Source organism: Streptomyces sp. NBC_00354 (genome assembly GCF_036106915.1).
Classification (GTDB): Bacteria; Actinomycetota; Actinomycetes; order Streptomycetales; family Streptomycetaceae; genus Streptomyces.
Window position 1 is genome coordinate 6,728,669 of the sequence record NZ_CP107983.1, and the last position, 26,667, is coordinate 6,755,335.

Below are 26,667 nucleotides of genomic sequence, written 5' to 3' on the forward strand. Positions count from 1 at the left end.
AGGCAGAACCCGCCTGCTGTACGGACGGCCCCGGACCCCTGTGGTCCGGGGCCGTCCGTTGTCGGTGGGGTTTGGTAAGAATGCGGGTGTGAGCAGCACGAACGAATCCGGGCAGCGGGGCGGGGAGCAGGATCCCGGCGGCCCGCCGGAGCAGCTCGCGCTGATGCGGGAGATGGTCGCCGAGGCGAAGGCCAAGGCCCCCAAGGCCAAGCCGCGCACCTGGCGGGGCGCCGCCCTCGCCAAGGAGCTGCCGGTCGCCCGGATCCTCGTCAACAAGGGTGTCCTCCACCTCGACCAGCTCTGGGACTACGCCGTCCCCGAAGAGCTCTCCGAGGCGGCGCAGCCCGGAGTCCGCGTCCGGGTCCGCTTCGGGGCCGGCTCCCACCAGGTCCACGGCGGCCGCCGCGAGGGCGGCGGCCTCATCGACGGGTTCATCGTCGAGCGCCGCGCCGAATCCGACTACAACGGTGCACTGGCCGCCCTCGCCCACGTCGTCTCGCCCGAGATCGTGCTCACCCCGGGCATGCTGGCCCTGGCCCGGGCCGTCGCCGACCGGTACGCCGGCAGCCTGGCCGACGTGCTCCAGCTCGCCCTGCCCCCGCGCAACGCGCGCGCCGAGGCCAAGCCCTCACCCGAGCCACTGCCCCCGCCCGCCGCGCCCGAACCGGGCGGCTGGGCCCGGTACGGCTCCGGCCCCGCGTTCCTGCGGGCCCTCGCCACCGGCGGCGCCCCGCGCGCCGTCTGGACCGCCCTGCCCGGCCCCGGCTGGGCCGACGAGCTGGCCCGGGCCATGGCCGCCACCCTCGCCTCCGGCCGCGGCGCCCTCGCCGTCCTGCCCGACGGGCGCACCGCTGCCCGGGTCGACGCCGCACTGACCGCGCTGCTCGGCGAGGGGCGGCATGCGCTGCTGACCGCCGAATCGGGCCCCGAGAAGCGCTACCGCCAATGGCTCGCCGTGCACCGCGGCGCGGTGCGGGCCGTCATCGGCACCCGGGCCGCGATGTTCGCGCCCGTACGGGACCTCGGGCTGGTCGCCGTCTGGGACGACGGCGACTCCAGCCACAGCGACGACCACGCGCCGTTCCCGCACGTACGGGAGGTGCTGGAGCTGCGCGCCGTCGGCGACGGCTGCGGATTCCTCGCCGGGAGCACGAGCTGCACCGTGGAGGCCGCCCAGCTGGTCGAGACGGGCTGGGCGCGGCCGCTCGTCGCCGACCGGGAGACGGTACGGGCCTGCGCGCCCCGGATCCGGACCGTGGGCGACGAACTGCTGGCCCGCGACGAGGCGGCCCGCGCCGCCCGGCTGCCGAGCCTGGCCTGGGAGACCGTACGGGAGGGGCTGAAGTCCGGGCCCGTGCTCGTCCAGGTGCCCCGGCGCGGCTATGCGCCGAGGCTGGCGTGTGAGCGGTGCCGCACCCCCGCCCGCTGCACGGTGTGCGCGGGGCCGCTGGAGGCCCCCGACGCGCGGGACCTGCACTGCGGCTGGTGCGGACGGCAGGAGACCGCCTGGCACTGCGAGGAGTGCGGATCGTTCCGGCTGCGCGCCCAGGTGGTGGGCGCCCGGCGGACCGCCGAGGAGCTCGGGCGGTCCTTCCCGGCCGTGCCCGTACGCACGTCGGGCCGCGACCACATCCTGGACGAGGTGCCCGACCGGCCCGCACTGGTGGTGTGCACCCCCGGAGCCGAGCCGGTCGCGGCGGGCGCCGGGTACGCGGCGGCGCTGCTGCTGGACGGCTGGGCGATGCTGACCCGGCCCGACCTGCGGGCCGGGGAGGACGCGCTGCGCCGGTGGATCGCGGCCGCCTCGCTGGTCCGGGGGGAAGGGCAGGTCGTCGTGGTCGCCGAGCCGACGCTGCGGCCCGTCCAGGCCCTCGTGCGGTGGGATCCGGTGGGCCATGCCGTACGGGAGCTCGCGGAGCGGGCCCAGCTCGGCTTCCCGCCGGTGTCCCGGATGGCGGCCGTGGCCGGGCGGGGCGAGGCGGTGGAGGCCTTCCTGGCCGGCGCCGGACTGCCGCCGGACGCGGAGGTGCTGGGCCCGGTCCCGGTGCCGGGCCGGCGCGGGGAGCCGTCGCCGGGGGAGCGGGCCCTGGTCCGCGTCCCGCCCGGCAGCGGGGCGGCGCTGGCTGCCGCCCTGAAGTCGGCCCAGGCGGCCCGGCTGGCGCGCGGAGTCCCGGCGTCGGAGGCGGTCCGGGTCCGCATCGACCCGCCGGACATCGGCTAGGGGGTGTCGGCAAAGTCCTGCCTGGCCCGCGGTGCCGACACTCCCTGGGCGCCCTGGTCGGGGGCAGCCGAACGCCCCCGGCGGGAGCGACCCTGGGGGTCGTCCCGCCGGGGGCGGGATGCGGGTACGGCGTCAGGCCGGCCGTCGGAGGTCGGCGTCCCGGCGGCCGGCGGGGTGCAGCCGTGGCGGTGCAGCCCTGCCGGCTCAGCCGCTGCGGGGTCCCGGGAAGGCCGCGGAGCGGGCGGCGGCCGCGGGCTGGGTCTCCTCGCGCACCGGCTGCGGCGGGACCGAGCGGGCCGCCGGGACGGTGGGCAGCGGCCCCAGGGTCCGGGTGGCCGTGCTCTCGGCCAGCGGCTCCGCGGACTCCGCGGCCTGGGCCCGCCGGGCCCCGTACCGCCGGTGCACGGCCTGCTTGGTGACGCCGAGCGCGGAACCCACCGCGTCCCACGAGAAGCCGAGCGAGCGGTCGAAGTCCACCGCTGCGGTCACCAGCGTCTCGACGCTGTCCCGCAGCTCCTGCGCGAGACGGACGGTGGGCGCGGGGGCCCGGCCATAGACGACGAAGCCCGTGGAGGGACCGGAGCGGCGCGGGCGGTACACATTGCCGAGCTGGGCGGTGAGCGTACGCAGAGCATCCACCTGCCGGCGAACCCGCTCGATGTCCCGCACCAGGAGATGCAGGCTGGCCCGTGCTTGGGCGTCGTGGGTGGCGTGGTCGGCCATGAAGAAGCCTCTCGAACCGGTGCTGAAGAGCGGATCGGGCCGCAGACACCGTTCTCATCGCGGCCCGGTTTCGGTCAATCTCTCTTGACCAACGCGTCATACGGCACGGAAGTCACGCACCGGGGGCGTGTCGGCATATGCGAGAGGCGCGCGTGTGTGCCCACGCCCCCTGACGAGGCGTCCAGGACCCCGAACGTCGCCCCGGGGGCGCCTGCCGATCGGGCCGGGCATCCCCAACAGCGCCGGGAACATAGACTGGTGCGCTGCTGACAGCCGAGATAGCGAGGTAGGACCCCAGTGAAGCTCGTCTTCGCAGGCACCCCCGAGGTCGCCGTGCCCGCCCTGGACGCCCTGATCGCCTCCGGGCGCCACGAGGTCGCCGCCGTCGTCACCCGGCCCGACGCACCGGCCGGCCGCGGCCGCCGGCTCATCGCCAGCCCGGTCGCCGAGCGCGCCGAGGAGGCCGGCATCGAGGTCCTCAAGCCGGTCCGGCCCCGGGACCCGGAATTCCAGGCCCGGCTGCGCGAGATCGACCCCGACTGCTGCCCGGTCGTCGCGTACGGCGCGCTGATCCCCAAGAGCGCCCTTGAGATCCCCCGCCACGGCTGGGTCAACCTGCACTTCTCGCTGCTGCCGGCCTGGCGCGGGGCCGCCCCCGTCCAGCACTCGATCATGGCGGGGGACCAGGTCACCGGCGCCTCCACCTTCCTCATCGAGGAGGGCCTGGACACCGGACCCGTCTACGGGCACCTGACCGAGGAGATCCGGCCCACCGACACCAGCGGCGACCTGCTGACCCGCCTCGCCTTCGCCGGCTCCGGCCTGCTGGCCGCCACCATGGACGGCATCGAGGACGGCACCCTGCGCGCCGTCGGGCAGCCCGCCGACGGGGTCTCGCTCGCTCCCAAGATCACCGTCGAGGACGCCCGGATCGACTGGAAGGCCCCGGCGATGCGCGCCGACCGCATGGTGCGCGGCTGCACGCCCGCGCCCGGTGCCTGGACCGTCTTCCGCGGGGAGCGGCTCAAGCTGATCTCCGTCGGCCTGGTCGCCGACCGCACGGATCTGGCGCCCGGCGAGCTCGCCCCGGCCAAGAACAACGTGTACGTCGGCACCGGCTCGCACGCCGTGGAGCTGCTCTGGGTACAGCCCCAGGGCAAGAAGCCGATGCGCGGCGCCGACTGGGCGCGCGGGGTGCGGATCGCTCCCGGCGAGCGCGTCGGCGCCGCGGACGTAGGCTGATCCGTACCGGCACGCCCTTCGGGACGGACACTCCGTCCGGGACCGGCTACCCATGCGGGCAGCGGCCCGCCGTCAGCAGCACCCCGTACACCCCGTACACCTCGTACACCCCGTAAATCCGGAGCACCTTTCACGTGAGCGAACAGTCCCGTCCCCCGCGCAGCGACGCAGGCAAGCGGCAGGCCAAGCCGTACCGCCGCCCCAAGAAGGACCCCGTCCGGCTGCTGGCCTTCGAGGCGCTCCGGGCGGTGGACGAGCGGGACGCGTACGCGAACCTCGTCCTGCCCCCGCTGCTGCGCAAGGCCCGCCAGACGGAGGGCTTCGAGGCCCGGGACGCGGCGCTGGCCACCGAGCTCGTGTACGGGACGCTGCGCCGGCAGGGCACCTACGACGCGGTCATCAAGGCCTGCATCGACCGGCCGCTGCGGGAGGTGGACCCGCCGGTGCTGGACGTGCTCTCGCTCGGCGCCCACCAGCTGCTGGGGACCCGGATCCCCACGCACGCGGCGGTGTCGGCCAGCGTGGAGCTGGCCCGGGTGGTGCTCGGCGACGGGCGCGCCAAGTTCGTGAACGCCGTGCTGCGCAAGATCGCCGCACACGACCTGGACGGCTGGCTCGAGCGGGTGGCCCCGCCGTACGAGGAGGACGCCGAGGAGCACCTCGCGGTGTACCACTCGCACCCGAGGTGGGTCGTCAGCGCCCTGTGGGACGCGCTCGGCGGCGGCCGCGCCGGCATCGAGGACCTGCTCGAGGCCGACAACGAGCGGCCCGAGGTCACGCTAGTGGCGCGGCCCGGGCGGTCCACGCCCGAGGAGCTGCTGGAGGCAGTCGGCGAGGACTCGGCGCTGCCGGGGCGCTGGTCGCCGTACGCCGTCCGGATGGCCGAGGGCGGCGAGCCCGGAGCGCTGGAGGCGGTCCGCGAGGGCCGCGCCGGCGTCCAGGACGAGGGCAGCCAGCTGGTGGCGATGGCCCTCGCGGCCGCGCCGCTCGAGGGCAGCGACGAGCGCTGGCTGGACGGCTGCGCGGGCCCCGGCGGCAAGGCGGCCCTGCTGGCGGCCCTGGCGGCCCAGCGCGGGGCGTTCCTGCTGGCCTCCGAGAAGCAGCCGCACCGGGCCCGGCTCGTGGAGCGCGCCCTGGCCGGCAACCCCGGCCCGTACCAGGTCATCGCGGCGGACGGCACCCGGCCGCCGTGGCGGCCGGGCTCCTTCGACCGGGTCCTGATGGACGTGCCGTGCTCCGGTCTGGGCGCGCTGCGCCGCCGCCCGGAGGCGCGGTGGCGCCGCCGCCCCGAGGACCTGGAGGGCTTCGCCCCGCTGCAGCGCGCGCTGCTGCGGGAGGCACTGTCTGCCGTCCGGGTGGGCGGCATCGTGGGCTACGCGACCTGCTCCCCGCACCTGGCCGAGACCCGGGTGGTCGTGGACGACGTCCTGCGCGGCCGCGGCGCGGGCGCCTCACCGGTGGATGCCGAACTGATCGACGCCAGGCCGTACATGGCGGGCGTCCCGGCCCTCGGCGACGGCCCGGACGTCCAGCTGTGGCCGCACCTGCACGGGACGGACGCGATGTACCTGGCACTGATCCGGCGTACGGGGTAGCTGGGCGGGGGACGACGGGCGGGAGCCACCTTCTCGGTGTCGGCTCACGCACCGGGGGCGGGGTTTGGCGGGGTCCGTGTGCGCGGCGTCGGAGAGTGGATCGGGAGGCCGGGGGGCGGGGTCTGTGGACTCGGTGTCGGTGTGTGTCCGGGGGCGTCCCGTCAGTCCACTGTCCTTCCGTGTCGTGCCGGTCCCTCAAGGGCGCTCTTTCGTCGCGTCGCTTCGCGATGGCCTTCGGCCACCCTTGACCGACCGGCCCGCCCCGGAATGCCATAAGACTGCCGGGAAGCCCCCGAAGGATGGCCGGGGGGTTCATGTTCCGATGAGGGCCCATCAGAGATGCCGCCCGGCGGCCCCTGTCCATCCGGGGTCCGTCCTCCAGGACCACCGAGCCGGGGCGGTGATTGGGCCGCGGGGAGGGGAGGGCCCCCTGAAGGGCCCATAGGAAGCCCTTTCCGGTTCCGGGCAGGGTCAAGCCGCACCCGGCAGCGATGAGATGACGCTGCGGTGCCGGTTGGGCGGTGGACGCATCGAATCGCTACGCGCTCCTCCCTGCTTGGCGTCCGCAGCCGGTCTTTGGCTGGGCATAGGCCGCCCACGACCGGCGCAGGCTGGCCTAAGCATGCGACTGTGGGTCGTTTGTCCCGTTTTGGCGCCCAGTTGGGAGCTGAATGGGTGCCTGCCGTAGTGAGGGGTTGAGAAATCCGGCATCAGGCTCCTTCTCGCCCTCTTTTCGCCCCAAACGGCGTGCAGACGCCCGAAAGGCCGCCCATGGGGGGCGTCTGGGCGGCCTATGTCCGGCCCCAGACGGCCGTCGGCCGCCAAGCGGAGAGAAGCGCGTAGCGATCTGGGGCGTCCGCGGGCCCATGCCTACCGGGAAGGGCATCTGGCCGCTGTCTGGTGCGGGTTGACCCCGCCCTGACCCGGAAAGGCTTCATCTGGGCCCTTGAGGGGGCTGTGGCCTCCCCGCGCGCCTATCACCGTCCCGGATCGGTGCTCCTGGTGGGCTGGGTGCGGATGGGCAGGAGCCCCTGCTCGGCATCTCTGATGGGCCCTCATCGGAATCCGAACCCCCCGGCCATCCTTCGGGGGCTTCCCGGCAGTCTGTTGTCTTTCCGCGGCGGGTCGGTCGGTCAAGGGTGGCCGTAGGCCATCGCGAAGCGACGCGACGACGAAGGAGGAGCGCCCTTGAGGGACCGGCACGACACGGAAGGATAGTGGACTGACGGGACGCCCCCGGACACTCCACCGACGCGGAGTACACGGACCCCGCCCCCGGCCTCCGGACCGACCTCTCCCGCCCCCGAGTACACGGACCCCGCCCCCGCCCTCCCGATCCACCCTCCGACGCCGACTGCGCGGCCCCCCCGATGCCCCGACCGACCTCCCGACGCCGAGTCGACAGACCCCGCCGAACCCCGCTCCTGATGCGTGGGCCGGCGCCGGCCCGGTGTCTCCCGTCCGTCCGTTCCCCGTCCGGGCATCCGGGCCCGGCCCGGTGTCTCCCGTCCGTCCGTTCCCCGTCCGGGCATCCGGGCCCGGCCCGGTGTCTCCCGTCCGTCCGTGCCCCGTCCGGCCACCCGGCCCCGGCCCGGTGGCTCCCGCCCGTCCGGCCCCGTCCGCCCGTCCGGCCCCGCCCGTCCGTCCGTCCCCGAACCTCCGGTCACCGCCACCCCCTCGCCCCCCTGCCTCACACCCCCCGCCTCACACCCCCTCCACCCGCCCCCTGACCGGCGACAGGGACAGCGGGAGCCAGGCCAGGGACATGATCGTGGCTCCCGTCCAGAGGGTGGTGTGGAGGGTCGTGAGGTCCGTCAGGAGGCCCGACAGGGCTGCGCCCAGGGCCAGGGCGCCGGTCAGCATGAAGCGGAAAGTGGCGTTCATGCGGCCCAGCAGGGCGTGCGGGGTCAGGTGCTGGCGGAGGCTGACGCCCAGGACGTTGTTCGAGCCGATCTTAATCATGGCCAGCAGCCACCCGGCCCCCGCCACCCAGAGCCAGACTCCGCGGTCGAGCAGAGGTACCAGCAGGGTCGCCGGGGTCAGGCTCAGGACCAGGGCGCGGCCGTAGCCCACGCGGGCCGCGAAGGGCCGGGCCAGCCGGGCGCCCAGGAGCAGGCCCATGCCGCCCGCGGCCCAGAAGAGGCCGAGGGCGGCCGGGGACAGCCCGAGCTCCCGTACGAAGAGCACCGGCAGCATGGTGTTGATGACCGCGCCGCCCAGGTTGCTGAGGGAGGCGTTGAGTGCCAGGGCGCGCAGCTCGGGGTGGCCCAGTACGTGCCGCAGCCCCTCCCGGATCTGGGCCCGCAGCGGTGTCCGGTCCGCGGCCGGCGGGGCCGGGGCGGCGTCTATGCGGGTCAGGCGGAGCGCGGAGGCGAGGTACGCGGCCGAGGCGAAGGCCAGCGCGAGGGGTGCCGAGAGGGCGGCGACCAGGGCTCCGCCCGCGCCGCGGCCGGCGATGTTGGCGACGGCCATCAGGGTGACGATGGCCGCGTTGGCCCGGACCAGCCCCGCGCGGCCGATCAGCCGGGGCAGCACGCTCTGCGCGCCGACCTCCGAGAAGACGGTGGCGCAGCCGCCGAACAGCACGACCGCGTACAGCTGCCCGAGCGTGAGTACGTCCAGCCACCAGGCGAGGGGGAGCGAGGCGAACAGGGCCGCACGGGCGAGGTCCGCGGCGATCAGGACCCGGCGGGTGCGCAGGCGGTCCACCCAGGCGCCGGCCGGCAGCCCGATGAGGAGGAACGCGGTGGTGGACAGTGCGGCGAGGGCGCCGACCTGGCCGGCGGTCGCGTCGAGGGCGGTGAGGGCGAGCAGCGGGACGGCCACGTGGCCGGTGTTGGTGCCGAGCTGGCTGAGGGTGGTGGCGGAAAAGAGGGTGCGGAAGTCCTTGGTGCGCCAAGGCGAAGGGTCCGTGGTCCCGGACCCGGTCCCGGTCTCGGTGGCGTGTGTCATGCGGAGAACCGTGCCGGAAGACGATCTCTAAGGACAAATTAATTGTTCTCCGATATTCATTAAGCATCGCTACGACGGTCTTGAGTTCCGGGGTCGTGGCCGGAAGTGCGCGCAGGCATGGCAGGCTTGGGGCATGGCCGCTCAGATTTATCCCAGCATCCTGTCCGCCGACTTCGCGCGCCTCGCCGAGGAGGTGAAGGCCGTCGAAGGGGCCGACTGGCTGCATGTCGACGTCATGGACAACCATTTCGTCCCGAACCTCACCCTCGGTATGCCCGTCGTGGAGTCCCTGAGCCGCGCCACGGACATTCCGCTGGATCTGCACCTCATGATCGCGGACCCGGACCGCTGGGCCCCGCAGTACGTCGAGGCGGGAGCCGGATCGGTCACCTTCCATGCCGAGGCCGCCGCCGCTCCCGTGCGGCTCGCGCGGGAGATCCGGGCCAAGGGGGCGCGGGCGTCGATGGCGCTCAAGCCCGCCACGCCGATCGAGCAGTACGAGGACATCCTCCCCGAGCTCGACATGCTGCTGATCATGACGGTCGAGCCGGGCTTCGGCGGCCAGCCCTTTCTCGACATCATGCTCCCCAAGATCCGCCGTACCCGGGAGCTGATCGCCAAGCACGGCCTGGAGCTGTGGCTCCAGGTCGACGGCGGGGTCTCGGCCTCGACGATCGAACGGTGTGCCGAGGCCGGCGCCGACGTGTTCGTCGCGGGAAGCGCGGTCTACGGGGCCGTCGACCCCGCCTCCGCCGTACGTACCCTGCGGGAGCAGGCGGACGTCGCGATCGCCGCGGCGCCCTGGGCCTGCGACCACTGAAACAAGGGTTGGTGAACAGCTCGGTGAACGGAAGCTGTCCAGGCTGATCAACGGCCGCCGGATCTGACAGGATGAACGGCGAGTCGAGAGTGTGAACAGCAGTGAGGAGAACGCGGTGTCTGCAATGTCGGCGGGACGGTCAGCCCTGCGGATGGGACCCGCGGAGCTGGTGCAGGCGGCGGCCATGGCCCGCCGCTTCTACCTGGAGGGCAAGTCCAAGATCCAGATCGCCGAGGAGTTCGGCGTGAGCCGCTTCAAGGTGGCCCGGGTCCTGGAGACCGCCCTCGAGCGCGACCTCGTACGGATCGAGATCCGGGTGCCCGCCGAGCTCGATGCGGAGCGGTCCGACGCGCTGCGGTCCCGGTACGGGCTCCGCCACGCGGTGGTGGTCGAGTCCCCGGCCGATGCGACCGAGGATGCGCCGGATCCGGAGAACCTGGGCGCGGTCGCCGCCGACCTGCTCGGCGAGCTGGTCAACGAGGGCGACGTGCTGGGCCTGGCCTGGGGGCGGTCGACCATCCACATGGCCGCCTCCCTGCACCGGCTCCCGCCGTGCACCGTGGTGCAGCTGACGGGCGTGTACGACGCCGGTACGGCCGAGCGCGGGTCCGTGGAGGCCGTACGGAGGGCCGCCCAGGTCTCGGGCGGCGACGCGCACCCGATCTACGCGCCGATGCTGCTCCCGGACCCGGCGACCGCGGCCGCGCTGCGGAACCAGACGGGGATCGCCCGGGCCTTCGAGTACTTCGACAAGGTGACCGTGGCGGCGGTGTCGATCGGGTCGTGGGAGCCGGGGATCTCGACGGTCCACGACATGCTCACGGACGAGGAGCGGGCGCACTACGCCTCGCTGGGTGTCGCCGCCGAAATGTCCGCCCACCTGTTCGACTCCGAGGGTCGGCGCGTCGGCCGGGACCTCGGCGAACGGTGCATCACCGTCGAGGCGGACCGGCTGCGCCGGATCCCCGAGGTCGTGGCGATCGCGGGCGGGCTGCGCAAGGCCTCCGCGATCGGGGCGGTGCTCCGTTCCGGCCTGGTGACCAGCCTGGTCACGGACACGGCGGTCGCGGACTACCTGCTCACCGAGTCGGCCCCGGGGCTGCGGCCGGCGCTGGAGCGGGCCGACCCGGACGACTGATCCGGGGCGGCGGGTCCCGCGGCGGGCGCCCTGGGACGCCGTGAGGCGGATGGTGCCGCAATTGAGATCCGAACAGCGGGCCGTGCGGCGGCCTGTGGGGCGCATACTGGTCTCAATGACAAAGTCAGCAGTACCTCGCCGCCATTTGCCGTCCAGCCCGTTCAAGGCCCCCGTGGAACCGCCGCTCCGGCAGTTCAGCGTCGGCGACCGGGTTTCTCACGATGAGCACGGCCTCGGCCGTGTCGTCGGTATCGAGGAGGGGATCGCTGTCCTGGTCGACTTCGGGTCGGTCCAGAAGAGAATTCTGAGTCCTTACACCAAGATGGCCGCGCTCTGAGGGTGCCGCCGTCGCGGATGCCGTTACCGCGAGATTCGCGAGCGAATCGGATATTTGGCACGATCGGTGCATGATCTTCAGGGACGTGCCCCGGTCGTTGCTGCGTTGTGTCGTGGGTGCGGTGTTCCTTTGCGTTGCGCTGGTCGGCGCGGCGGGGTGCGGTGGGGAGAAGGCCGCGCCGTCCGCCGCGGCCGGGGTGAGTTCAGAGGCTGATGCCTCCGCACCCGTTTGGGCCAGGGGGATGGCCACCGTACGGGCCGATGCGCTGCCTTCGCAGGCGCGGGACGTGCTCGTACTGGTCGACAAGGGCGGGCCGTATCCGTACCGGCAGGACGGGACCGTCTTCGGGAACTTCGAGAAGGTCCTTCCGAAGCAGAAGCGCGGCTACTACCACGAGTTCACGGTGAAGACACCGGGTGAGCGCGACCGCGGGGCCCGGCGGATCGTGACCGGTGAGGGTGGGGAGTTCTTCTACACGGACGACCACTACGACACCTTCAAGGCGGTTCTGCGATGACCTTGCACCCGCAGCCGCTCGCCCCGGCGGTCGCCGCCGCCGAGAAGGCGGGCTGGACGACCCTACGGGTGGACCTGGCCGGCGTACGCGGCAAGGCCGAGCTGATGCGGCGGTGGGGGGCGGCGTTGGCCGTGCCGGCGTGGTTCGGGGGGAACTGGGATGCGCTGGCCGATGCGCTGATCGACTTGTCGTGGTTGCCGGAGGCGCCGGGGCGGTTGGTGGCGGTGACGTCGTGGTCCTCGTACGCGGGGGCGCGGCCGGGAGACTGGGAGACGCTGCAGGAGGTTCTGGAGGGGGCGGTGGAGTACTGGCGGGACACCGGGGAAGGGGCCTTGGCCGTACTTCTGGCCGAGCCGCCGCCCGCCGGGTGAGGACCCGGACATGGCTGTGGGGGCGGAGGCTCTGCCTCCGCCCCCACAGGGACTAGCTCTTCGGGATCCACGGGGGTGTCTGGCCCCAGGACCAGACCGGGATTTTCGCCGCGTCCACCGGTGGGGGGTTGGGGCCCGAGTAGATCAGGGCCATGCGGGTGCCCCATTCGATGTAGTAGGCGAACACCGCTCGGAACTCGGGGTCCGTCGGGAGGCCGACCTCGTCGGCCGTGTCCATCAGCAGGTCCACCCAGCGGCGCCGCTGCTGTTCGGTGATGCCGCGGCCCAGGTGCTTGGTGGCCATGTGCTGGTGGCCGCCGTGGTGGGCCGTGTACTGCGCCGGGCCGCCGAAGACCTCCGACAGCCAGACGGCGACGTGCTGGGGGTGCTCCGAGTCCATGCCCGCGAAGACCGGGGCCAGGATCTCGTCCTGCAGGGCGTGCGCGTAGAAGGCGTCCGTGAGGCGGTTCATCGCCTCCGCTCCGCCCATCCACTCGTAGATGGTGGGAGTGGTGCCGGGTGTGCTGCTCATGACTGGGGTGCGGCCTTTCCGGGGCCGGCCACCTCGGTGACGCGGTAGTGCTGCATCTCCTCGATGGCCTTGACGTACGGGCGGATCGCGCTGAAGAACGCCGGGAAGTGCTCGCCCTTGCGGAATCCGTTGAGGTGGGCGTCGACCGACGTCCAGCGGATGCGGAGGATGTAGCGCTCCCGGTCGTTCTCCTCCTCGCAGCGGGCCAGCTCGTAGTCGATGCACTCGGGTGACGCGGCCAGGGCCTCAGCGGCCTGGCGGTACGAGTCCTCGAAGGCCTGCTGGTCGTCCAATGCGATCCGGTAGCGGATGTATTCGACGGTGGTGGTCATGGGGCGTGCCTCTCCCTGTGATCGGGTGCCGGTCAGCTCGCTGTCAGACTTGCGTGATCATGCCCGGGTGGGGAGGACTTTCGTCATTCCGACTCAGACTTCTGGGAGTCCGTGGTGTCGGAGGCCTCGGACGCGTCCGAGACGTCGGGGCCGGCCGCGCGGACCTGCTGGACCTTGGCCAGCGAGTCGCGGAGCTCGGTCAGCCACTCGTCCGTGTTGCGGCCGACGAGGCGGACGCACCAGGCGAGGGCGTCGGCCCGGCTGCGGGCGACGCCGCCCGCGACCAGGGTGTCGAGGACCTGGCGCTCCGGCTGGCGCAGGCGCGTCATCACCGGGACCGCCAGGTGCGTGAACAGGACACGGTCGTCGCCGGCCTGGACGGCCCAGGCGACCTTGCGGCGGTAGAGCTCCTCCGCTTCCCGTGCGACCTCGATGCGCTGCTCGCGGGTGCGCTCGCGGAACTCCTTGACCGACTCGGTCGCCGGGATGGCTCCGACGACCGTGATCTCCTCGCGGTCGACCGCCACGTCGACCAGGGACTCGTACACGTCCACCGGAAGGCGGTCCGCGAACCACTTGCGAAGCTGCTCGCTCTGCTCGGATGTAATCATGTAATCAACGTTGCATCCGGCGGTCGCTTGATCGCAAGTGATTCGCGTTCGCTCTCAGCCCAGCGCTCTCAGCCCATCGACCGGTAGCGGTGGATCAGCGAGACCGCCATCGCGCCCTCGCCCACGCCCGACGCCACGCGCTTGACCGAGTGGGCCCGGACGTCGCCGGCCGCGAAGACGCCCGGGACGCTGGTCTCGAGCGGGTACGGGGCGCGCTCCAGGCTCCACTCCGCCGGGAGTTCCCCGCCGTTCGCGATCAGGTCGGACCCGGTGAGCACGAAGCCGTACTCGTCGCGTTCGACCACGCCCGACAGCCAGTCGGTGTGCGGGCGGGCGCCGATGAACGTGAACATGAAGCGGGCCGGGACGGCCGTGTCCTCACCCGTCGTCGAGTCGTGGAGGGTCAGCATCTCCAGATGCTCGTCCCCGTCCAGCCGGACCACCGTCGTACGGACCTTGACCTCGATGTTCGGCGTGCGGTCGATCTCGTCGATCAGGTAGCGGGACATGCTCGCGTCCAGGGACTCGGCGCGGACCAGGATGGTCACCCTGGCCGCGTACTTGGCGAAGTGCACCGCCGCCTGGCCTGCCGAGTTCGCGCCGCCCACGATGAACACGTGCTGGGAGATGCACGCCGAGCTCTCGGTGGTGGCCGCGCCGTAGTAGAGCCCGGCGCCCTCGAAGCGGTCCGCGCCGGGGGCCTCGAGGCGGTTGTACGAGACCCCGGTGGCCAGCAGCACCGTCTCGGCGCTGATCTCCGTGCCGTCGGCCAGGGTCAGGATCTTCGCCGGGTCGTCCCGGGTCAGCGAGACCACCTCCACCGGGTGCAGGATCTCGGCGCCGAAGCGGGAGGCCTGGATGGTGGCGCGGCGGGTCAGGTCGCCGCCGGAGAGGCCCGAGGGGAAGCCGAGGTAGTTCTCGATCAGGCTGGAGGTGCCGGCCTGGCCGCCGGGGGCGCGGGAGTCCAGCATCAGCGTCGAGAGGCCCTCCGAGGCCGCGTACACACCGGCCGCGAGACCCGCGGGCCCCGCGCCGACGATGACGCACTCGTAGTGCGGGCGCGAGGCGGTGGTGGCCAGCCCCAGCCGCCGGGCGAGCTCGGTGTCGGACGGCGCGGAGAGCACCGCCCCGTCCGGGAAGCGGACCAGAGGCAGCGCCGCGTCGGGCTGGGCGGCGATCAGGGTCAGGGCCTCGGGGTCGCGCTCGACGTTGAGGAAGCGGAACGGCTGGCCGTTGCGGGTGAAGAAGTCCCGGACGGCGTGGGTGCCGGGGGAGACGAGGTGGCCGGCGACGATGATCCCGTCGTACGCGGGGCGGTAGGTGGCCAGCCAGTCGGAGAGCAGGTCGTCCAGGACCGGGAAGAGCCGTTCGTGCGGCGGGTCCCACGGCTTGAGCAGGTAGTAGTCCAGCCGGACCCGGTTGATGGCGGTGATCGCCGCGTCCGTCTCCGCGTACGCCGTGAGCAGCACCCGGCGGGCGTCCGGGAAGCGGCTGACGGCCTCGAGGAGGAACTCGACGCCGGTCACGTCGGGCATCCGCTGGTCCACGAGGAACAGCGCCGGGTCGTGGCCGCGCTCGTCGAGGGAGTCCAGGATCTTGAGGGCGTCGGCGGCCGAGGAGGCGCCGAGCACCCGGTAGCGGTCGCCGTAGGCGCTGCGCAGGTCGCGGCGTACGGCCCGCAGCACCTGCGGATCGTCGTCCACGGCCAGGATGACGGGCTTCTTGCTCTCGGCGCGCTCGGCCGCGGCCGCCGTGGCGGGGGCGGTGGCGCTCTCCGGGGCCGCGCTCACGCCGCGTCCAGCATCAGCTTGTCGGCGTAGCACCAGGCCCAGGTCTCACCGGGCTCGTGCGACGCGGCGATGGGGTGCTCGCTGGTGCGGTAGTGCTTGGTGGCGTGGCGGTTCTTGGAGGAGTCGCAGCATCCGACGTGCCCGCAGCTGAGGCACATCCTCAGGTGCACCCAGGTGTCGCCGAGGGCGAGGCACTCCTCGCAGCCCTCGGTGCCCGGCTTCACCGGACGTATCTGATCGATGTGTGTGCACAACAGGTCCGTCGTCATCGTCCCCGTCCCTCTCCTCGGTCCTTCGCGCACCCTTGATTCACGGCGCGTCCAGACCATAGGGCGGTGCCCCCGTAATGGTTCACCGTTTCGGCCGAAGTCAGGAAGTCCCGCGGCTACTTCATGACCTCCGGAAGCGACTACCTGAGGTGCCCGTGCGACCTGCCTTCCTACCTCACGAAGTCGCATACGGGCGCTTTGACGCAAGCCCCGGGCGCAAGCAGTGTGGGTCACGCCAACGACAACAGGCGGCGCCTGGAGGAATCCGTGAGCAGAAAGATTCTGGTCATTGTCTCCGAACACGGTTACTGGGCCGAAGAACTGATAGGCCCCGTATCGAAGTTCGATGAGCGAGGCTACGAAGTCGTATTCGCCACGCCGACCGGAAAGCGTGCGCACGCTCTTCCGCCGAGCCTCGATGCGAACTTCATCGATCCTCCGCTGGGACGCTCGGTCACCACCGAGGAGAACGCCCGGCTGGGCCGGGAGTTCGAGCAGTCGAGCCGGCTGGACTCGCCGCTCGACATCGAGGCGTGGGTCCCCGAGCGGCCGTACACGAGTGCCGAGGGCTACCTGCCCAAGCTCGAGCAGTACCACCGCGATCTGGACAAGCTCGAGGCCGACATCGCCGGCTACGACGCGGTCCTCATCGTCGGCGGCAGCGGGCCCATCGTCGACCTCGCCAACAACGAGCGCGTGCACGCCCTGATCCTGGCCTTCAAGAAGGCCGGCAAGGTCGTGGCGGCCGAGTGCTACGGCGTGGCCTGCCTGGCCTTCGCCCGGGACTGGGGCGACCGCAAGAGCATCATCTGGGGCAAGCACGTCACCGGCCACTGCAAGGAGTACGACTACAAGGACGGCACCGGATTCCTCGGTACCGACTTCAACATGGGCCCGCCGCCGTACCCGCTGGAGTACATCCTGCGCGACGCGACCGGCCCGCGCGGGGCCTACCACGGGAACTTCGGCCACCCGCTCTCGGTGATTGTCGACTACCCGTTCGTGACCGGCCGCTCCACCCCCGACTCGTATCTCACGGGGCAGAAGATCGTGGAAGTCCTGGAGGAGGGTCTCACCCGCTACGGGTGGTGATCCGGAAATCCGCCACCGGAAACCCATGATCCGGAAACCGTGAGAATGAGGGGGAATTCATGGAAGCCACTCCCGGACGGGAAAGGCTGATCGAGCAGTTCAAGGCAGACGGCCTGAATGTGATGTTCGGAAATCCGGGGACGGTGGAACAGGGATTCCTCGACGCGGTGGACGCGGCGGAGGACTTCCACTACGTCCTCGCCCTCCAGGAGACCGTGGCCGCCAGCATCGCGGACGGCTACGCCCGGGCCACCGGCGGCGCGGCCCTGCTCCAGCTGCACTCCGGAGTGGGGCTGGGCAACGGCATCGGGATGCTCTACCAGTCGCTGCGCGGCCACACCCCGCTCGTCGTGGTCGCCGGCGACGCCGGGGTCCGCTACGACGCCATGGACGCGCAGATGGCGTCCGACCTGGTGGCGATGGCGAAGCCGGTGACGAAGTACGCGACCCGGGTCACCGACCGGCACTCCGTACTGCGCACCATCCGCCGGGCGGTCAAGATCGCCCTGACCCCGCCGCGCGGCCCGGTGTTCGTGGCGCTGCCGATGGACGTGCTGGACGAGCTGAACTCCGAGCCCGTCCTGCCCGCCGCGGTGCCCCTCACGGACGTGGCTCCCTCGCCCGCCTCGGTGGGGCGGGCGGCCGAGCTGCTCGCCTCCGCGGAGCGGCCCGTGGTCCTCGTCGGCGACGGGGTCTCGCTCTCGGGGGCCCAGCGCGAACTGGTCGCCGTCGCCGAGCTGCTGGGCGCCGACGTGTACGAGGTGGACTCGTCCGAGGTGAACATCGCGGCCTCGCACCCGCTGCGCCGCGGCCAGACGGGCCACATGTTCGGCCCGCACAGCAAGGAGCTCGTCGCCGGCGCGGACGGTGTGCTGATCGTCGGCACCTACGTCTTCCCGGAGGTGTTCCCCGAGCTGGAGAGCCCCTTCCGGGCCGGCGCGAAGGTCGTCCACATCGACCTGAACGCGTACGAGATCGCCAAGAACCACCCGGTGGACCTGGGCCTCGCCGCCGATCCCAAGCAGGCGCTGCGCGCGCTGGCCGGCGTACTCGAACACCTGCTGACCCCGCAGCGGCGGGCGGCCGCGGCCGCCCGGCTCGACGCCCGTACCCGCGAGCGGGCGCTGTCGGCCGGGGGAGGGGAGAACGAGCAGGACGGCACGCCGATGGCCGTCTTCCTGCGGACCCTGGCCGAGCGCACCGGCGGGGACCTGATCGTCTTCGACGAGGCGCTGACCACCTCCCCGCTGGTCACCCGGTACCTGCCTCCGGAGCGGCCGGGCGACTACCACCTCACCCGGGGCGGTTCGCTCGGCGTGGGCTTCCCGGGCGCGGTCGGGGCCAAGCTGGCCCGTCCGGACCGCCTCGTCGTCGGATTCGCGGGCGACGGCGGGTCGATGTACACGTACCAGGCGCTGTGGACCGCGGTCCGGCACGGCATCGACGCCAAGTTCGTGGTCTGCAACAACCGCAAGTACCGGCTGCTCGACGACAACATCGCCCAGTACTGGCGGGAGCGGGACATCCCGGAGCACGGCTTCCCGGGCTCCTTCGACCTCTCCCACCCCGAGATCGACTTCGCCGGGCTGGCACGGGCGCTCGGCGCAGAGGGGATGCGGGTGGAGAAGCCGGACGAGGCGGTCGCCGCCGTGGCCCGGATGCTCGACCACCCCGGTCCGTTCCTCGTCGACGTACAGATCTGACGCACCGCTGCGACCGACCGCACAGCACACCACCACGGACAGGAGGAGACCGCATGCCCGCCGAGCGGCTGACCGAGGAAGCGATCCGCACCTTCGCGGAGAACTGGTACGTGGCCCTGGACCAGCACCTTCCGTTGGACCAGGTGCTCCCCCTCATCACCGAGGACCTGGAGTTCAAGGTCCCCGAGGACACCTTCCTCGGACACCAGGGCTTCGGCCGCTGGTACGCGGCGGTCACGAACCGCTTCTTCGACGAGGTCCACACCGTCACCAAGGTGGAGCCCGTCATCGAGGGCGACCGGGCGATCGTCCGGGTCCTCGTCAACTGGCAGGCCAAGATCTGGGATCCGCCGGGCGCCCGCAGCCAGTGGCTCGGCTTCGACGCCGACCAGACCTGGACGGTCGTGGCCGGTCCCGACGGACCGCTGATCAAGCAGTACACCGTCAACGACCTGGCCCCGATGCCCGGTTCCGGCTCGCTCTGAGCACGGGCGCCGGCGAAGGAGAAGCGACGATGACCGAAGTGACACGGGAGCGGGTCGAGGCGGCGTACGCCGCCCTCGGTTCCGGCGACCGCGCCCGCATCCTCGAGTACTACTCCGAGGACCTGCGCTGGCTGGTGCCGGGCAACCACCCGCTGGCCGGCTGGTACGAGAGCCTGGACGCCTTCCTGGAGCTGATGGGGCAGACCCACAAGCTCACGGGCGGCACCTTCCGCATGGACATCCAGTCCGTCCTCGTCGGCGAGGACTGCAGCGCCGACGTCTGCCGCAACGTCGCCCTGCGCGACGGCGCGGACCAGGGGAGCCGGTCCCCGTACGAGCGCATGGACTACCCGGTCTTCCACTTCATGCGGTGGCAGGACGGCCGGATCGTCGAGGGCCGCGACGGGCTCTTCGGGGACTCGGCGACCGCCTTCAGCCAGTTCTGGGCGCCGTTCGCGCCCGACGGAACCCGCCGGGACCGATAGGGGGAGGAGCGCGATGAGCGCTGTGGACGCACGACAGATCCTTGAGAAGTACTACGAGTACGCCAACGCCGGGGACTGGGACCGCTGGTGCGACCTGTTCGCCGACGACCAGGTCATGGACGAGCAGCTCGCCGGACACATCGAGGGCCTGGAGGTCCTGCGCTCGATGATGAAGGGCATGGGGACGATGTACCGCGTCTTCCAGAACAAGCCCGTGCACTTCCTCGTCGACGGGGAGAAGGCCGCGGCCGTCTCCCACCTCAGCGCCGTCAGCGCCTCCGGCGAGGCGATCGAGGCCGAGGTCATGAACTTCTTCCGGATCGTGGACGGAAAGATCGCCTACATGGCGAACTACCACGACACCGTCCCCTTCCAGGTGCTGAGCCAGGGCTGAGGGAGGCCGACTCGTGGCGATCGCCGAGAGAGAAGAGTACGACTACGTCATCGTGGGATCCGGTACCGCGGGCAGCGTCCTCGCAAACCGGCTCTCCGAAGACCCGGACGTCTCCGTCCTGGTCCTGGAGGCGGGCGGCAACCGCATCCCGCCCGAGGTGGACGACCCGTCCTCCTGGTACAAACTGCTCGGCGGGCCCGTCGACTGGGGCTACACCAGCGTCCCGCAGCCCGGGCTCGACGGCCGCCGTACGTACGAACCGCGCGGCAAGGCCCCCGGCGGCAGCAGCAACCTGTACATCATGATGCACATCCGGGGCCACGCCTCGGACTTCGACAACTGGGCCTACCAGGGCGCCGCCGGCTGGGGTTACGAGGACGTCCTGCCGTACTTCGCCCTCCTGGAGGGCCAGGAGGACGCCACCGCGCCCACCACCGGCACCCGCGGCCCGCAGCGCATCACCAACGCCGGGCAGCACGGCCCCAACCCGGTCTCCCGCGCGTTCATCGACGCGGCCGTCGAACTCGGCCACCAGGAGATCGCCGACTTCAACACCGACGGACCCCGCCGCGGCCTCTTCGGCACCGGCTGGCACCACATCGACGTGGCCGACGGGCGCCGCCAGGGCACCCTCGCCGCCTATCTGGAGCCGGCACTGGAGCGGGCCAACCTGACGCTGCGCACCAGCGCCCAGAGCACGCGGCTGCTCTTCGACGGCGACACCTGCACGGGCGTCGAGTACATGCAGCTCGCACCGCCCGCCGGGTTCCCCGGCCGGACCGTCCGCGACGGCCACAGCGCCACCGCGGAGCCCGGGCTGCACTCCGTACGGGCCCGCCGGGAGGTGATCGTGGCGGCCGGGGCGATCGAGTCCCCGAAGCTGCTGCTGCTCTCCGGCATCGGAAACCCCGAGCAGCTGGGCGAGCACGGCATCGCGGTGACGGCGGCCCTGCCCGGGGTCGGCGAGAACTTCCACAACCACGTCCTGACCGGGCTGATGGCCGAGGTCACCCAGGAACTCCCGCCGCCGGCGCAGAACCTGTCGGAGAGCGCTCTGTTCCTCTCGTCCCAGCCCGGTCTGCCCGCGCCCGACCTGCAGATCGCCTTCGTCCACGTGCCGTTCGACGTGATCGTCGGCAAGGACCACCCCAATACGGTGAGCATCCTGCCCGGTGTCGTACGGCCCGTCTCGCGCGGCTGGATCAGGCTCGCGAGCGCCGATCCGCTGGCCCACCCGCTGATCAACCCGAACTACCTGGGCGACCGGTGGGACCTCGAGCGGATGGTGCAGGGCATCAAGCTGGCCCGGGAGATCTTCGCGACCTCGGCCTTCTCGCCCTGGTACAAGCAGGAGCTCCAGCCCGGTCCGGGCTACGGCACCGACGAGGACCTGCGGACCTTCGCGAAGCAGAAGTCGGAGAGCTACCACCACCAGGCCGGCTCCTGCCGCATGGGCATCGACGACCTCTCGGTCGTCGACCCCGAGCTGCGGGTCCACGGCGTACGCAACCTGCGCGTCGTCGACGCGAGCGTGATGCCCGCGGTGCCGTCGGGCAACTGCCACACCGCCATCGCGATGATCGCCGAGCGCGCGGCGGACTTCCTGAAGGGGGTGTCCCGTGCCTGACGCCGTACTGCGCGAGGGTGCGCTGAGCGGGACCCGGATCGCGGTCCTGGTCGAGAGCGACTTCTACGAGCCGGAGATCTTCTACTACCAGCACCGGTTCGCCGAGGAGGGCGCCGAGGTCGACTTCCTGACCCGGCTGTGGGGCAACGACTCCATCACCTTCTCCGGGCACGAGTACCGGGCGCCGTTCACCGCCGACAAGTCCCTGGAGGGGCTGAGCGACGAGGACCTGCGCCGGTACGCGGCGATCATCGTGCCCTCGGGCATGGTGGCCGACCGGCTGCGCTACACCGAGGACGTCGACGTCCTCGCGCCGGCGACCGAGCTGCTGCGCCGGGCCTTCGAGGAGCCGACGGTCCTCAAGGGGATCATCTGCCACGGCATGTGGCTGGCCGCCTCGATCCCGGGCAAGATCCAGGGCCGCAAGGTGGTCTGCCACAACAACCTCATCGGCGACGTCCGGAACATGGGCGCCGAGTACGTCAACGAGGACGTGGTGGTCGACGGTGACCTGGTCACCGGCCGCACCGGCGGCCACCACCACCTCTTCGCCCGCCGGATCATCGAGCTGATCGCGGCGGGGCGGGGCCGGGGGACCGCCTGATGCCCGGCGCCGGGGAGCGCGTGATGGTCTGGTCGCACGTGGGCCTGAACTGCACGGACCAGAAGACCACCGAGGAGTTCTACACCCGGTACTTCGGCTTCACCCGGGCCAGGGTGGTCGATCTCGGGGAGGCCCGGATCGTGTTCCTGCGCAAGGGGGACGCGTACCTGGAGCTCTTCGCGGCTGGCACCGAACCGGCCCGCCAGGCCAACGAAGACGGTCCGCAGGCCCCGGGCCGGATGCGCCACCTGGCATTTCAGACCGACAGCGTGGACGCGTTCCTGGCCGAGCTGGGCGACGCTGCCGAAGTGACCCTGGGCCCGCTGGACTTCGACGACTTCATCTGCGGCTGGCGGACCGTGTGGGTCCGCGATCCCGACGGGGTGATCGTCGAGGTCAGCCAGGGATTCGAGGACGACCGCTCACACGACAAGGACGGTGCATGACATGGCGGACGCCGTGAGCTTCTCCTTCTCCGACACCATCGCGGGCTATGTCGGCCGCTTCGACTCCGAGTCCCGCCTGCTGCGGCTGAAGACCTCGGACGGCCGCGAGTTCGACGTCTCCCTCGCCGGGGACCCGAGTGCCGAGCTGGTGCGCAACCTGGACGAGCCGTACATCGACGCCTCCGGGCACATCGACGAGATGCTCTCGCCGGGCCGGTTCCTCTTCGTCTACGGCGTCCACTATCCGGAGCACGGGGGCCGCTTCGAGGCGAAGCGCCTGGTGTTCCTGGGCCGCGGCGCCGAGGACTACCGGTTCGAGGAGGCCAGCTGGTGGGTCAAGCAGATCGAGTCGCTGGCCGACTTCTACATCCGGGCGCAGTTCGGTGACGGGCCGGTGGACTTCACCGAGTACCGCACCGAGATCCGGCTCGGCGGCGACAAGACCGCCAGCCACGTCCAGGAGACCGACACCATCTCCCGCCTGGTCTACGGCATGGCCTCGGCCTACCTGCTGACCGGCAAGGACGAGTACCTGGAGGTCGCCGAGCGCGGCACCGAGTACCTGCGCAAGCACATGCGGGTCGTGGACAGCGAGGAGGACGTGGTCTTCTGGTACCACGGCATCAGCGTGGACGGGGACTCCGAACGCAAGCTGTTCACCTCGGAGTTCTCCGACGACTACGACGCGATCCCGATGTACGAGCAGATCTACGCGCTGGCCGGCCCGATCCAGACCTACCGCGTCACCGGTGACATCCGGATCAAGAACGACGCGGACGCCACGATCCGGCTGTTCGACAAGTTCTTCAAGGACCCGGAGCAGGGCGGCTACTACTCGCACATCGACCCGATCCTGTTCAGCGCGGACCACGAGTCCCTCGGCGAGAACGCCGAGCGCAAGAACTGGAACTCGGTCGGCGACCACGCGCCCGCGTACCTCATCAACCTGTACCTGGCGACCGGCGACCAGAAGTACGCCGATTTCCTCGAGTACACCTTCGACACCATCGCGGACAAGTTCCCGGACTACAAGAACAGCCCGTTCGTCCAGGAGCGCTTCTTCCGCGACTGGTCGCACGACACCGCGCACAGCTGGCAGCAGAACCGCGCGGTCGTCGGGCACAACCTGAAGATCGCCTGGAACCTGATGCGGATGAACTCGCTGAAGGCCAAGCCGGCGTACGAGGAGCTCGCCAAGAAGATCGGCGAGATCATGCCGGCCGTCGGCAGCGACGTCCAGCGCGGCGGCTGGTACGACGTCGTGGAGCGTGTGAAGGACGGGAACCAGGAGGCGTATCGTTTTGCCTGGCACGACCGCAAGGCCTGGTGGCAGCAGGAGCAGGCGATCCTCGCCTACCTCATCCTGAACGGCACCGTCGGCGGCGACGCCTTCCTGCGCGAGGCCCGGCAGGCGGAGGCCTTCTACAACACGTTCTTCCTCGACCACGACGAGGGAGCCGTCTACTTCAACGTGCTCGCCAGCGGTACGCCGTACCTGCTCGGCACGGAGCGGCTCAAGGGCAGCCACTCGATGTCCATGTACCACTCGGCGGAGCTCTGCTACCTGTCCGCCGTCTACAACAACCTGCTCATCAACGGGCGGGAAATGGACTTCCACTTCAAGCCGGACCCGACCAACCTGCCCGACCGCGTGCTGCGCGTCTCGCCCGACCTGCTGCCCGCGGGCTCGGTGCAGATCGCGTCCGTCGAGATCGACGAGAAGCCGTACCGGGACTTCGACGCCGACGGTCTCACCGTCCGGCTGCCCGACGTCCAGGGGCGGGTCAAGGTCAAGGTCCGGCTGCGCCCGGTGACTTCATAGCGCTCAACGGGGGGCGCCCCGACTAGAGGGGAAAGCAATGTCTCTGAACGTCAAGGAACGCCGCAACAAGGGCGGTACCGTCCTCGTCGCCACCGGCGAGATCAACAGTGAGACCTCCGGACAGCTGCTGCAGGCCCTGCTGCCGCTGGTCCGCGAGGGCCGGCCGCTGCGCATCGACCTCACGGCCGTCACCTACGTGTCCAGCGCGGGCCTGCGCACCCTGCTCGTCGTCTACCGCGAGGCCCAGCACGCCGGGGTCGCGGTCACCCTGTACGGCGTGAGCGAGGAAGTCCGGTTCGTCATGTCGGCCACCGGCTTCCTCGACTTCTTCGAGACCGGCGAGGCAGCGGCCGCGGAGTCCAAGTCCAAGGCAGCGCTGAAGGCCGCTCCCGTGCAAGACGTGGTCGCGCGATGACCGAGGCCCAGTCCGAGCAGGTCCTGCGCGTCGACGCGTACCCGACCCACGAAGTGGGCGGGTACCGCGTCCGCGCGGGCAAGCCGTTCCCGTTCGGGGCCAACGTGGTCCCCGGCGGGGTCAGTTTCTCCGTCTTCTCCGACCAGGCGACCTCCATGACCCTGGTCATCTTCAAGCGCGGAGAGCCCGAGCCGATGGCCGAGCTGGAATTCCCCGAGGAGTTCCGCACCGGCAGCGTCTTCGCCATGACGGTCTTCGGCCTCGACCACGAGAACATCGAGTACGGGTACCGGGCCGACGGCCCCTACGACCCGGTCACCGGCCACCGCTTCGACGCCCGGCAGATCCTCTCCGACCCGTACGCCCGGCTGATCGCCGGCCGCGACGTGTGGGGCGTGGAGCCGGACCGCAGCCGCGGCTACCAGTACCGCTCGCGCGTCTGCCTCCAGGACTTCGACTGGGGCGACGACACGCCGCTGCGGCTCCCCGCCGAGGACCTCGTCGTGTACGAGACCCACGTGCGCGGCTTCACCCGGCACCCGTCCTCGCAGGTCACCGCCCCCGGCACGTTCGCGGGGCTGCGGGAGAAGATCCCGTACCTGAAGGAGCTCGGGATCAACTGCATCGAGCTGCTCCCGGTGTTCGAGTTCGACGAGAGCGACAACATGCGCTCCAACCCGGAGACGGGCGAGCACCTCTTCGACTACTGGGGCTACAACACCGTCTCGTTCTTCGCGCCCAAGGCCGGCTACGCGGCCACCGGACGCTACGGGATGCAGGGCGACGAGTTCCGCACCCTGATCAAGGACCTGCACGCGGCCGGCATCGAGGTCATCCTCGACGTCGTCTTCAACCACACCGCCGAGGGCAACGAGCAGGGCCCGACGATCTCCTTCAAGGGGCTCGACAACGCCACGTACTACATGCTCACGCCCGAGGGGTACTACTTCAACTTCAGCGGCACGGGCAACACGGTCAACTGCAACCACCCCGTCGTGCGCAACTTCGTGCTCGACTGCCTGCGCCACTGGGTCGCCGACTACCACATCGACGGCTTCCGCTTCGACCTCGCGGCCATCCTCGGCCGGGCCCTGGACGGCACTCCGCTGCCCAACCCGCCGCTGCTGGAGCTGCTCGCCTACGACCCGGTCCTGCGGCACACCAAGCTCATCGCCGAGGCCTGGGACGCCGGCGGCCTCTACGAGGTCGGCAACTTCCCGGCGTACGGCCGCTGGGCGGAGTGGAACGGGAAGTACCGCGACACCGTGCGCAGCTTCCTCAAGGGCGACCCCGGGGTGACCGGGGAGCTCGCCACCCGGATCGCCGGCTCGCCCGACCTGTACTCCAGCCGCGGCACCTCCGCCTCGGTCAACTTCCTCACCGCCCACGACGGTTTCACCCTGGCCGACCTCGTCTCGTACAACGACAAGCACAACGAGGCGAACGGCGAGGGCAACAACGACGGCGGCAACGACAACGCCAGCTGGAACTGCGGGGCCGAGGGGCCGACCGACGACCCCGAGATCAACCGGCTGCGGACGCGCCAGATGAAGAACGCCCTGGCCATCCTCTTCACCAGCCAGGGCATCCCGATGCTGCTGGCCGGGGACGAGGTCGCGCGCACCCAGCAGGGCAACAACAACACGTACTGCCAGGACAACGAGCTGTCCTGGTTCGACTGGAGCCAGGTCGACGACAACGCCGAACTGCTCCGGTTCACCCGGGAGATGATCGCGTTCCGCGGGCACCACCGCGAACTGCGCTCCACCTCCCACCCCACCGGCCAGGTCCGCGAAAGCCTCGGACTGCCGGACATCAGCTGGCACGGCGAGCGGGCCTGGCAGCCCGACTGGTCGGCGGAGAGCCGGCTGCTGGCGGTGGCCCGCTGCGGCACCGGGGACGACGACGTGGTGTACGTGGCCATGAACTCGCACTGGGAGCCGCACGACCTGGAGCTGCCCGCGCTGCCGCACGGGCGCAGCTGGCACCTGTTCGCGGACACCGGGGCCGAGGCCCCGCACGACATCCGCACCCCGGGCGGTGAGCCCGAGCTGGAGAACGCCGGGAAGTACCTGATCGGTCCGCGCTCGGTCGTGATCCTCGTCGGCCGGACGCCCGATCCCGAGCTCTAGCCGCACCTGCCC

26 protein-coding genes are annotated in these 26,667 nt (G+C 71.4%); 19 read left to right on the forward strand and 7 right to left on the reverse strand.

Going from position 1 to position 26,667, the window contains the following annotated elements; all coding sequences use genetic code 11:
- Window positions 1-88: 88 nt before the first annotated feature.
- Complete coding sequence (locus OHT74_RS30910) at window positions 89-2,221, forward strand: primosomal protein N' (RefSeq protein ID WP_328621973.1); 2,133 nt, start codon at window positions 89-91, stop codon at window positions 2,219-2,221.
- Between the two features lie 204 nt (window positions 2,222-2,425).
- Here the strand turns inward: OHT74_RS30910 and OHT74_RS30915 are convergent, their stop codons facing one another.
- The gene (locus OHT74_RS30915) at window positions 2,426-2,944 is read right to left on the reverse strand and encodes a hypothetical protein (RefSeq protein WP_328621974.1); all 519 of its coding nucleotides are present in this window, start codon (window positions 2,942-2,944) and stop codon (window positions 2,426-2,428) included.
- Window positions 2,945-3,241: 297 nt separating this feature from the next.
- On the opposite strand from OHT74_RS30915, the gene fmt reads away from it, so the two are divergent.
- Together fmt and OHT74_RS30925 are read left to right on the forward strand one after the other, a co-directional pair.
- Entirely contained in the window at window positions 3,242-4,186 is a 945-nt protein-coding gene (gene fmt, locus OHT74_RS30920) for a methionyl-tRNA formyltransferase (protein ID WP_266631102.1), read from the forward strand.
- Window positions 4,187-4,320: 134 nt separating this feature from the next.
- Window positions 4,321-5,781 (forward strand): RsmB/NOP family class I SAM-dependent RNA methyltransferase, encoded by a 1,461-nt coding sequence (locus OHT74_RS30925; RefSeq protein WP_266668925.1) that lies wholly within the window; start codon window positions 4,321-4,323, stop codon window positions 5,779-5,781.
- Window positions 5,782-7,485: 1,704 nt separating this feature from the next.
- Here the strand turns inward: OHT74_RS30925 and OHT74_RS30930 are convergent.
- Complete coding sequence (locus OHT74_RS30930) at window positions 7,486-8,733, reverse strand: MFS transporter (RefSeq protein WP_328621975.1); 1,248 nt, start codon at window positions 8,731-8,733, stop codon at window positions 7,486-7,488.
- A 133-nt stretch (window positions 8,734-8,866) separates the two neighbouring features.
- Between OHT74_RS30930 and rpe the strand changes: the two genes are divergently transcribed.
- From rpe to OHT74_RS30955, 5 genes are all read left to right on the forward strand, one after another.
- On the forward strand, window positions 8,867-9,553 hold the full coding sequence (rpe, locus tag OHT74_RS30935) for a ribulose-phosphate 3-epimerase (protein WP_266668927.1): 687 nt from the start codon (window positions 8,867-8,869) through the stop codon (window positions 9,551-9,553).
- Between the two features lie 124 nt (window positions 9,554-9,677).
- On the forward strand, window positions 9,678-10,691 hold the full coding sequence (locus OHT74_RS30940) for a sugar-binding transcriptional regulator (protein WP_443047738.1): 1,014 nt from the start codon (window positions 9,678-9,680) through the stop codon (window positions 10,689-10,691).
- A gap of 115 nt (window positions 10,692-10,806) precedes the next feature.
- Window positions 10,807-11,028, forward strand: coding sequence for a CarD family transcriptional regulator (locus tag OHT74_RS30945; protein WP_053788968.1), 222 nt, complete (start codon window positions 10,807-10,809; stop codon window positions 11,026-11,028).
- Between the two features lie 70 nt (window positions 11,029-11,098).
- Window positions 11,099-11,545, forward strand: coding sequence for a ribonuclease domain-containing protein (locus OHT74_RS30950; protein WP_328621976.1), 447 nt, complete (start codon window positions 11,099-11,101; stop codon window positions 11,543-11,545).
- Window positions 11,542-11,916, forward strand: coding sequence for a barstar family protein (locus OHT74_RS30955; protein ID WP_328621977.1), 375 nt, complete (start codon window positions 11,542-11,544; stop codon window positions 11,914-11,916). Before OHT74_RS30950 ends, OHT74_RS30955 begins: the two co-directional genes overlap by 4 nt.
- Window positions 11,917-11,968: 52 nt before the next feature.
- Here the strand turns inward: OHT74_RS30955 and OHT74_RS30960 are convergent, their stop codons facing one another.
- From OHT74_RS30960 to OHT74_RS30980, 5 genes are all read right to left on the reverse strand, one after another.
- Complete coding sequence (locus OHT74_RS30960) at window positions 11,969-12,448, reverse strand: group II truncated hemoglobin (RefSeq protein WP_328621978.1); 480 nt, start codon at window positions 12,446-12,448, stop codon at window positions 11,969-11,971.
- A complete protein-coding gene (locus tag OHT74_RS30965; protein WP_030871660.1) occupies window positions 12,445-12,780 on the reverse strand; it encodes a putative quinol monooxygenase in 336 nt (111 codons plus the stop codon). The genes OHT74_RS30960 and OHT74_RS30965 overlap by 4 nt, the downstream gene beginning before the upstream one ends.
- 83 nt (window positions 12,781-12,863) lie before the next feature.
- The gene (locus tag OHT74_RS30970) at window positions 12,864-13,391 is read right to left on the reverse strand and encodes a hypothetical protein (protein ID WP_266668931.1); all 528 of its coding nucleotides are present in this window, start codon (window positions 13,389-13,391) and stop codon (window positions 12,864-12,866) included.
- A 68-nt stretch (window positions 13,392-13,459) separates the two neighbouring features.
- Entirely contained in the window at window positions 13,460-15,181 is a 1,722-nt protein-coding gene (locus OHT74_RS30975; protein ID WP_266668932.1) for an FAD-dependent oxidoreductase, read from the reverse strand.
- Entirely contained in the window at window positions 15,178-15,450 is a 273-nt protein-coding gene (locus tag OHT74_RS30980; RefSeq protein WP_266631123.1) for a UBP-type zinc finger domain-containing protein, read from the reverse strand. The genes OHT74_RS30975 and OHT74_RS30980 overlap by 4 nt, the downstream gene beginning before the upstream one ends.
- A 267-nt stretch (window positions 15,451-15,717) precedes the next feature.
- On the opposite strand from OHT74_RS30980, the gene OHT74_RS30985 reads away from it, so the two are divergent.
- Genes OHT74_RS30985 through glgX form a run of 11 tightly spaced genes read left to right on the forward strand, consistent with a single transcriptional unit; the run spans window position 15,718 to window position 26,655 of the window.
- Window positions 15,718-16,542: a type 1 glutamine amidotransferase domain-containing protein gene (locus OHT74_RS30985; RefSeq protein WP_267000521.1), complete on the forward strand. Its 825-nt coding sequence runs from the start codon at window positions 15,718-15,720 to the stop codon at window positions 16,540-16,542.
- Between the two features lie 59 nt (window positions 16,543-16,601).
- Entirely contained in the window at window positions 16,602-18,245 is a 1,644-nt protein-coding gene (locus tag OHT74_RS30990) for a thiamine pyrophosphate-binding protein (protein ID WP_328621979.1), read from the forward strand.
- Window positions 18,246-18,298: 53 nt separating this feature from the next.
- A complete protein-coding gene (locus OHT74_RS30995) occupies window positions 18,299-18,730 on the forward strand; it encodes a nuclear transport factor 2 family protein (RefSeq protein ID WP_328621980.1) in 432 nt (143 codons plus the stop codon).
- A 29-nt stretch (window positions 18,731-18,759) separates the two neighbouring features.
- Entirely contained in the window at window positions 18,760-19,215 is a 456-nt protein-coding gene (locus OHT74_RS31000; RefSeq protein WP_266668936.1) for a nuclear transport factor 2 family protein, read from the forward strand.
- A gap of 13 nt (window positions 19,216-19,228) precedes the next feature.
- Window positions 19,229-19,609, forward strand: coding sequence for a nuclear transport factor 2 family protein (locus tag OHT74_RS31005; protein WP_266668937.1), 381 nt, complete (start codon window positions 19,229-19,231; stop codon window positions 19,607-19,609).
- A 13-nt stretch (window positions 19,610-19,622) separates the two neighbouring features.
- Window positions 19,623-21,236 carry a GMC family oxidoreductase gene (locus OHT74_RS31010; RefSeq protein WP_328621981.1) on the forward strand — a complete coding sequence of 538 codons (1,614 nt, stop codon included), beginning with the start codon at window positions 19,623-19,625 and terminating at the stop codon, window positions 21,234-21,236.
- Window positions 21,229-21,840, forward strand: coding sequence for a DJ-1/PfpI family protein (locus tag OHT74_RS31015; RefSeq protein WP_328621982.1), 612 nt, complete (start codon window positions 21,229-21,231; stop codon window positions 21,838-21,840). The genes OHT74_RS31010 and OHT74_RS31015 overlap by 8 nt, the downstream gene beginning before the upstream one ends.
- Complete coding sequence (locus OHT74_RS31020; protein WP_266668940.1) at window positions 21,840-22,286, forward strand: VOC family protein; 447 nt, start codon at window positions 21,840-21,842, stop codon at window positions 22,284-22,286. Before OHT74_RS31015 ends, OHT74_RS31020 begins: the two co-directional genes overlap by 1 nt.
- Window position 22,287: 1 nt before the next feature.
- Window positions 22,288-24,108 carry an AGE family epimerase/isomerase gene (locus OHT74_RS31025; RefSeq protein ID WP_267000531.1) on the forward strand — a complete coding sequence of 607 codons (1,821 nt, stop codon included), beginning with the start codon at window positions 22,288-22,290 and terminating at the stop codon, window positions 24,106-24,108.
- Window positions 24,109-24,145: 37 nt separating this feature from the next.
- Complete coding sequence (locus OHT74_RS31030; protein WP_266668942.1) at window positions 24,146-24,523, forward strand: STAS domain-containing protein; 378 nt, start codon at window positions 24,146-24,148, stop codon at window positions 24,521-24,523.
- Window positions 24,520-26,655, forward strand: a complete 2,136-nt coding sequence (glgX, locus tag OHT74_RS31035) for a glycogen debranching protein GlgX (protein ID WP_266668943.1) — start codon at window positions 24,520-24,522, stop codon at window positions 26,653-26,655. Before OHT74_RS31030 ends, glgX begins: the two co-directional genes overlap by 4 nt.
- The last annotated feature ends 12 nt before the right edge of the window (window positions 26,656-26,667 follow it).